The organism is Maritimibacter sp. 55A14 (assembly GCF_003122205.1).
In the GTDB taxonomy this organism is placed as follows: domain Bacteria; phylum Pseudomonadota; class Alphaproteobacteria; order Rhodobacterales; family Rhodobacteraceae; genus QEYE01.
Genome location: NZ_QEYE01000045.1, coordinates 1 through 6,472, shown reverse-complemented (window position 1 = coordinate 6,472; position 6,472 = coordinate 1). Strand labels below are relative to the sequence as shown.

Here is a 6,472-nt window from a genome sequence, read left to right as displayed (position 1 = left end):
TCATGTTCGGTAGGCTCAAAGACTGGCGACGGGTCGCAACCCGATATGACCGATGCCCGAAGGTATTCCTCTCCGCCATCGCACTCGCCGCAACCGTCATCTATTGGCTATGAGTCCTGACCCTAGAGGACACGCGACGAAACCAGGCAGGACGTGTTCGATTACATCGAAATGTTCTACAACCCGAAGCGCAAGCATGCGAGGAACGGAATGCTGTCACCCGTCGACTTTGAACGACAGCGGAAACGAAGACCTGAAGGTGTCTAAGAAACGCCGGGCTATTCAATCCGCGTTCGTTCAGCGATATGGCAGCCACACTCGATTCGCCCGCAATAGAGAGCATGCTGCGGACCATTGCGCCGCTCTCGGCTGGAAACTCCGTCGAGACAGTTTGGCACTCTAATCGCGGACGGCTGGAACGTGGTCCGCATTGCCTCTTTCGCTACGGTTTTTTCTTTTCTCCGATATTGATCGGCGGCTTTCCCTTCGAGAAATCTGCCGTTGCCACGATCTTTTCCTTGACCTTCTTTGGCTTCTTCACCTCTCGATTTCCGCGCCTCTTGTCGCCTTTGGACATCTGATTTCCTTCAAGGTTGAGTTGTGGTTGGTTGCGACCTGAGCTAACCGGTCAGTTTGTCGCGCTGCTAACGTCAGGGCTTGAGTGGAATTTGCGCGGTTCGACGCACAAAGGCCGGGTTACATCATGTCACCCATGGCATCCATTCGGGGTATCCCACTGGTTCTTTCTGCCTTCTGAGCGACCATCGCCTCCGTCGTGATCAGCAGCCCGGCAATCGACGCGGCGTCTTCCAACGCGATCCGCACGACCTTGGCCGGGTCGATGATGCCTGCCTGCAGCATGTCGCCATACTCCTCCAACTGCGCGTCGAACCCGAAGGTTGGGCTGGCATTCTCGATGACCTTGCCTGAGACGACCGACCCATCCACCCCGGCGTTTTCGGCGATCTGGCGCAGCGGCGCCTGGATCGCGCGGCGGACGATCTTGATGCCGGCATCCTGATCGGGATTATCGCCCTTGAGGCCCGCCAGGATCTTGCCGGCATGAACAAGGGCCGCTCCGCCACCGGGCACGACGCCTTCCTGCATCGCGGCGCGCGTGGCGTTGAGCGCGTCATTGACCCTGTCCTTGCGCTCTTTCACTTCAATCTCGGTGGCACCGCCGACCCGAATGACAGCCACCCCGCCTACCAGCTTGGCCAACCGCTCTTGCAGCAATTCCTTCTCGTAGTCCGAAGCCGTCTCCTCGATCTGGCCGCGGATCTGGGTGATCCGCGTTGCGATCGCGGCCTTGTCGCCGGCACTATCGATGACCGTGGTGTCGTCCTTGGTGATGGCGACCTTCTTGGCGGTCCCGAGCATGTCCAGTGTGACAGTTTCCAGCTTGGTCCCGAGATCGGCGGAGATGAACTGTCCGCCCGTCAGGATCGCGAGGTCTTCGAGCATCGCCTTTCGGCGATCGCCGAAGCCCGGCGCCTTTACTGCCGCGACCTTCAGGCCGCCGCGAAGCTTGTTGACGACCAGGGTCGCCAATGCCTCGCCCTCGATGTCTTCGGCGACAATTAGAAGCTGCTTGTCGTCCTGAATGACCGCCTCCAGCAACGGCACCATGGACGCGAGGGACGTCAATTTCTTCTCGTGAAGAAGGATAACGCAGTCTTCGAGTTCGACGACCATCTTCTGCGCATTCGTGATGAAATAGGGGCTCAGATAGCCGCGGTCGAACTGCATGCCCTCGACCACCTCGGTCTCGGTCTCCAATCCCTTGTTCTCTTCGACGGTGATGACGCCCTCTTTGCCAATCCTGGCCATCGCTTCGGCAATCTGCCGGCCGATCGCGGCCTCTCCATTGGCAGAAATGGCGCCCACCTTGGCAATTTCGTCGCTGTCGCCGACCGGGCGGGACATGACCTTGATCTCGGCAACGACGGCTGCAACCGCCTTGTCGATCCCGCGCTTGACATCCATAGGGTTCATGCCGGCGGCGATGGCCTTCATGCCCTCCTTCACGATGGCCTGGGTCAGAACGGTTGCGGTTGTGGTGCCGTCGCCGGCCTCATCGTTCGTTCGGCTGGCGACTTCCTTCACCATCTGGGCGCCCATGTTCTCGAAATGGTCCGAGAGCTCAATTTCCCTCGCGACGGTCACGCCATCCTTGGTGATGCGCGGTGCTCCGTATGATTTGTCGAGAATAACATTGCGACCCTTCGGGCCGAGGGTGATCTTGACCGCATTTGCCAGTGTGTTGATCCCTTTCAGCATTCGATCACGGGCGTCGGTACTGAATCTGACGTCTTTCGCAGTCATCGTGTTTGCTCCAGTTCGCACACCGCGGCGCGACCGTCGCGCGCGGTTTCGTGATGTCGAGGCATCGCGTGCCGTACTGGCACCTCAACCCCCGACCGATCTGCCCGCCCGTGCGGATAGTTCTTTCATGCGGTTCACATCCGGCCGGTGAACATCAATACCGCGAGCACCACCACGACCAAAGTTAGCGTCCCGCTGGGACCGTAGCCCCAGTTGGCGCTATGACCCCATCTTGGAAGCGCTCCAACCAGAAGAAGAACCAAGATGATTAGCAGTACCGTTCCCAACATTTGCGTCTCCTTTGCTAGCTTCCATACAAGATGTTGGATGAAAGGTTGCTTTCAGCGCAGTGTATCTTTCATGCCGCCCATGGTGTTCTGGGCCTTGCCGATCTCTTCTTCGGCGGCGCCTTCGACCCGCGTCTTCCGGTCGCCGAACAGGCGACCGACGAGGCGGTGCAACGCCCCAAGGGCCTGTCTTGCCGACCCTTCAACCCGGTCCTCGTCCATGATCAGTAGTTTTTGTTCTTCTCGGCGGAGTCCGTCACCGCATCCGCGCCGGAAGACACGTCCTCGCCAATGCCGGCCATCGTGTTGCACGCTAGGAGCGAGAGGGACGCGGCCAGGGCAACCGCGATGAGAAGATATGAAGTGAGGCTCGGCGTCTTCATGTCGATTTCTCCTGAAGGCGAGATGCGAGCGGCACATGCCGCGATCTCTCTAACTTCCTGATACATCGGTTCCTTCAGGTCAGCACTTACCTGCATCAGCCATCAACGCGGAAGGACGCATCCGATCGCCCTGGTCGGCAGCGCCATCGCCGCAAGCGGCTCAGGCCCTGCGAACCGAGTTCCCGCCAGCGATGATCGCGTTGATGAGGGCCGCGACCGCCCGGTGGTCCAGCACTTCCCCCTCCGTCCCGGTGGCGTTCTCATGGGCCGCTGCGGCGTCTCGGAGGACCCCCACGATCTCGTGTTCCGGCAACAACCCCCTATCGTTCATGGCAAGCAGGAGCGCCTCGCAGATCGATAGGGCAGCCTGACCTGTATGCTCGCTCGAGGTGGACATCTGGGATTCCTTCCATGGCATCTTGAACCGGGCAGAGGCGAGGTTCAGATGCATCCGTACTTCTCGCAGGAAGTGCTCTATGCTGGACTGATCCAGAGCAGTCTCTGGGCCTTTTTTTGCTCTTGCGTAACAGCATGCCGGGAGGCCCCATGAAACCAGCAGAGCACAGCCCACTTACCCGCAAACTCTCGGCCTTCGTCGCCTTGTCAGAGGCCGAACTGGCCGTGCTTGAGCGGTTGCACCAGCGCCGCCGATCCTTCGTCGCAGGGCGCGATATGGTGCATCAGGGGCAATCGGATCAGGCCGCCTATATCCTGTCCGAGGGTTGGGTCTGTTCCTACAAGATCCAGCGGGACGGAACGCGCCAGATTGTCGATTTCCAGGTGCCTGGGGATTTCCTCGGCTTGCGCAGCGTGCTGTTGCGCACCTCGGACCACAGTTTCGAGCCGATCGTGAACATCAAGGCCGCAGAAGTGCTGAAGGACGACCTTCTGGCGGCCTTCGCGCAGACGCCGCGGCTGGCGACGGCGATTCTCTGGGCGGCGTCACGGGACGAGGCGATGGTGGTCGAACATCTCGTCGGGATCGGCCGGCGTGACGCGGATGCCCGTATGGCGCATTTCCTGCTGGAACTGGGATCGAGGCTGGCGCTGGTCGGCATGGGGAGCAAGGAAGGATACGACTGCCCGCTGACGCAGTATCACCTGGCGGATGCGCTGGGACTGAGTGCCGTTCACGTGAACCGCGTCTTGCGACAGCTGCGCGAAAACGGGCTGGCAACTTTCCGGGACGGCCGCGTGTCATTTCGCGACCATGACGGGCTGGTGGACCTCGCGGAGTTTGATTCTGCGTATCTGGATCAGACCGGCCCGCTCCTGAAATGAGAGAACCGCCGTCCATCGATCGGCCGGCGGTCCCGGTGGTCACATCAGACGTCAGGCGTCACACGAGTGCGTGGGACGCAGCGTCGAGTTCCTTGTTGGTCTCGGCGTTGTTTTTTGCTGTGTTTGCCTTCTCGGCGGCCTGGTAGTGCTTCAGCGCCGCATCCTTCTTCGGGCCAGCGGGTGCCTTGTCCCATGCGGCCTTGACGGATCTCATCTTGTCGGCGGTCTTGGTCTGTTCGGGAGTCATTGGAAATGTCCTTTCATGGACGTTCCGAGAATAAGAGGCCTGCCGGCGTGCCGACCTTTTGAGGATCGGCACGCCCACACACGTCTCGGGCACTCGGAAAAACGTGCCGCCAAATATTCGGCGGGCACATCTCATCTAGCCGACGTCAGAGGTCTGTCGCACTGACGCAGATTAGTCCGGGCTCCTGCCGAGGTCGATTTGGTCGCCGATCGGGTTGCGGCGACGGCGCCGGTTGTCAAAAGAGCGCCGTGCGCGCGGACGCATGACCTGAAAGACGCCCCAGGAAGGCTCGACTCACGTTACGGCAGTTTGCTGGTGGGAGATCCTCAGCCATCTGTCGTCATCATGAAGGTATGTGGAGGCGCAGAGCGCCTTGAAGATCGGCACGTCGGGCTTCTCTGCCGAGACACGGTAGGTGAGAATGGCTATGTCACCACACCGCGTCACTCGTCGCTCGGCCATCGAGACAGACCGCCAGCCGGTTCTCTCCCGAAGATGGTTCCAGATATGGTCACCCTGGAGGATGCCGGGCGGATAGGGAAAGATCATGACGGCGTTGGCCGCTGTCGTCGCGCGCGCAGTGTCTTCGCCGCTGGTCCAAAAGTGTTCCTCCATGTCCCAGAGAACGCCCTGTTCGCGTGGCGATAGGGTGCCGGCCTTGTGCGCCGCATGACCCGGGGTTTCGGCGCGCGGTGTGGAAAGCGTCATTCGCCTGACCCTGACCCTGACCCGCCGACGAACAGCATTTGCAGCAGGACCAAAGCGATCGCGAGTATCGCCCAGACGGCACCGGTAAACACCGGACGGCCCGTGGCACTCGTCGCGCCCGCCTGCTTCAGGGAGCGCCTCGGCGGGCTGTCCGGCAGCAGCAGGCTCAACTCCCGCGCGACCTTCCCGTGGTCGCTTGCTAGCGCGGGAACGTCTCGGACCCGTGAAAGCAATTTCCCCAGCCGCAACCGCGCGGCGTCGCGCCCCAGCATGGCAAGTTCGGCGGTTTCGTTCCAGGGATCGAGACCAAGCCGCGCAAGCGTCGAGAGAACCGTCACGACATATCCCTGCCGGTCTTCACCGACAGGCGCATAGAGAAAGCGTTCGAACTCGGGTGGATGGGGGTTGAGAACTTTGGGTCCGGTCATCGTCATTGCGTTCCTTGATTGCAGGCGCGCAGATCGCCCCTGTTTTCCCAAGGCTACGCTCCGGTCGTTCCCGGCGCCCTTACACAGGTCAGTGCTGCCGACGGTCAGATCTGTTCTTCGCTGAAACGGCTTCTCTTCATCGTCTGTCTCCTCAGTTGGAGAACAGGCTAACCTCAAATCGAGGACTTTTCAGGGGAGCAGGTCACGGAAACCCCGGAAAAGGTTAGATTTGGTCATCGTCGAAAGCTACGCTGCCACTCTGCCCCGTTCAAGCACCTCAACTTGACACCGCCCTCCTCGTCCCTCAAGCTCACATGCCGCTATTCCTGGAGTGGCTGCGGTGAAACAACTGGCTGAAGTAGATTTCCTGGAAGTCGGATCGGGAGGACCTGTGATCCTTGTTCATTCGAGCGTGGCCGGTGCCCGCCAGTGGCGTAGCTTGATGGATTTGCTCTCAAATCGCTTCCACCTGATCGCCGTCAACCTCATCGGTTATGGCGGGACTGCGGCCTGGCACGGCGAGCGAGCACAGACGCTTGAAGATCAGGCGCGATTAATTTCTCCTTTCCTGCCTGCGGATGGCGGCAAAGTCTCGATAGTCGGACATTCGTTCGGCGGAAGCGTTGCAATGAAGGCCGCGGCGCTTTTCAAGGACCGTATTCACCGCCTCATCCTGATCGAGCCAAACCCGTTTTACTTGCTTGCGCAACACGGGCGGACCGAGGCCCTACAAGAAGCGCTGCGCCTGCGTCGCATCATCAAAGAGCATGGAGCAAGCGGAGTTTCGACTGCGGCCGCGGAAGAATTCGCAAA

11 protein-coding genes and 2 pseudogenes are annotated in these 6,472 nt (G+C 60.4%); 4 read left to right on the top strand and 9 right to left on the bottom strand.

The features are described from left to right. Both DDZ14_RS18955 and DDZ14_RS18950 read left to right on the top strand, forming a co-directional pair. Positions 1-113 (top strand): annotated as a pseudogene (locus DDZ14_RS18955) (IS5/IS1182 family transposase); the annotation flags it as partial. 13 nt (positions 114-126) lie between these two features. Continuing rightward, a pseudogene (locus DDZ14_RS18950) lies at positions 127-267 on the top strand (IS3 family transposase); the annotation flags it as partial. A gap of 175 nt (positions 268-442) precedes the next feature. Here DDZ14_RS18950 and DDZ14_RS20170 read toward each other — a convergent pair. From DDZ14_RS20170 to DDZ14_RS18925, 6 genes are all read right to left on the bottom strand, one after another. Beyond that, entirely contained in the window at positions 443-577 is a 135-nt protein-coding gene (locus DDZ14_RS20170; RefSeq protein ID WP_255417520.1) for a hypothetical protein, read from the bottom strand. Positions 578-696: 119 nt separating this feature from the next. Then, positions 697-2,325: a chaperonin GroEL gene (gene groL / locus DDZ14_RS18945; RefSeq protein ID WP_109426536.1), complete on the bottom strand. Its 1,629-nt coding sequence runs from the start codon at positions 2,323-2,325 to the stop codon at positions 697-699. Positions 2,326-2,459: 134 nt separating this feature from the next. Then, on the bottom strand, positions 2,460-2,612 hold the full coding sequence (locus DDZ14_RS18940) for a DUF3309 family protein (protein WP_199221380.1): 153 nt from the start codon (positions 2,610-2,612) through the stop codon (positions 2,460-2,462). 54 nt (positions 2,613-2,666) lie between these two features. Further along, positions 2,667-2,834 carry a CsbD family protein gene (locus DDZ14_RS18935; protein WP_109426534.1) on the bottom strand — a complete coding sequence of 56 codons (168 nt, stop codon included), beginning with the start codon at positions 2,832-2,834 and terminating at the stop codon, positions 2,667-2,669. A gap of 2 nt (positions 2,835-2,836) precedes the next feature. Next, positions 2,837-2,995 carry an entericidin A/B family lipoprotein gene (locus DDZ14_RS18930; protein WP_109426540.1) on the bottom strand — a complete coding sequence of 53 codons (159 nt, stop codon included), beginning with the start codon at positions 2,993-2,995 and terminating at the stop codon, positions 2,837-2,839. 160 nt (positions 2,996-3,155) lie between these two features. After that, positions 3,156-3,392: a hypothetical protein gene (locus DDZ14_RS18925; RefSeq protein WP_109426539.1), complete on the bottom strand. Its 237-nt coding sequence runs from the start codon at positions 3,390-3,392 to the stop codon at positions 3,156-3,158. A 149-nt stretch (positions 3,393-3,541) separates the two neighbouring features. Here DDZ14_RS18925 and DDZ14_RS18920 point away from each other — a divergent pair, with 149 nt between their 5' ends. Next, entirely contained in the window at positions 3,542-4,276 is a 735-nt protein-coding gene (locus DDZ14_RS18920) for a Crp/Fnr family transcriptional regulator (RefSeq protein WP_109426533.1), read from the top strand. Positions 4,277-4,334: 58 nt separating this feature from the next. Here the strand turns inward: DDZ14_RS18920 and DDZ14_RS18915 are convergent, their stop codons facing one another. The 3 genes from DDZ14_RS18915 to DDZ14_RS18905 form a co-directional block, all read right to left on the bottom strand. Then, on the bottom strand, positions 4,335-4,523 hold the full coding sequence (locus tag DDZ14_RS18915; protein ID WP_109426532.1) for a hypothetical protein: 189 nt from the start codon (positions 4,521-4,523) through the stop codon (positions 4,335-4,337). 294 nt (positions 4,524-4,817) lie between these two features. Then, a complete protein-coding gene (locus DDZ14_RS18910) occupies positions 4,818-5,231 on the bottom strand; it encodes a hypothetical protein (protein WP_233252649.1) in 414 nt (137 codons plus the stop codon). Next, positions 5,228-5,659: a hypothetical protein gene (locus DDZ14_RS18905; RefSeq protein WP_109426537.1), complete on the bottom strand. Its 432-nt coding sequence runs from the start codon at positions 5,657-5,659 to the stop codon at positions 5,228-5,230. The genes DDZ14_RS18910 and DDZ14_RS18905 overlap by 4 nt, the downstream gene beginning before the upstream one ends. 340 nt (positions 5,660-5,999) lie before the next feature. Here DDZ14_RS18905 and DDZ14_RS18895 point away from each other — a divergent pair. After that, positions 6,000-6,472: alpha/beta fold hydrolase (locus DDZ14_RS18895; RefSeq protein ID WP_146193202.1), on the top strand; the 473-nt coding region annotated here is incomplete at its 3' end.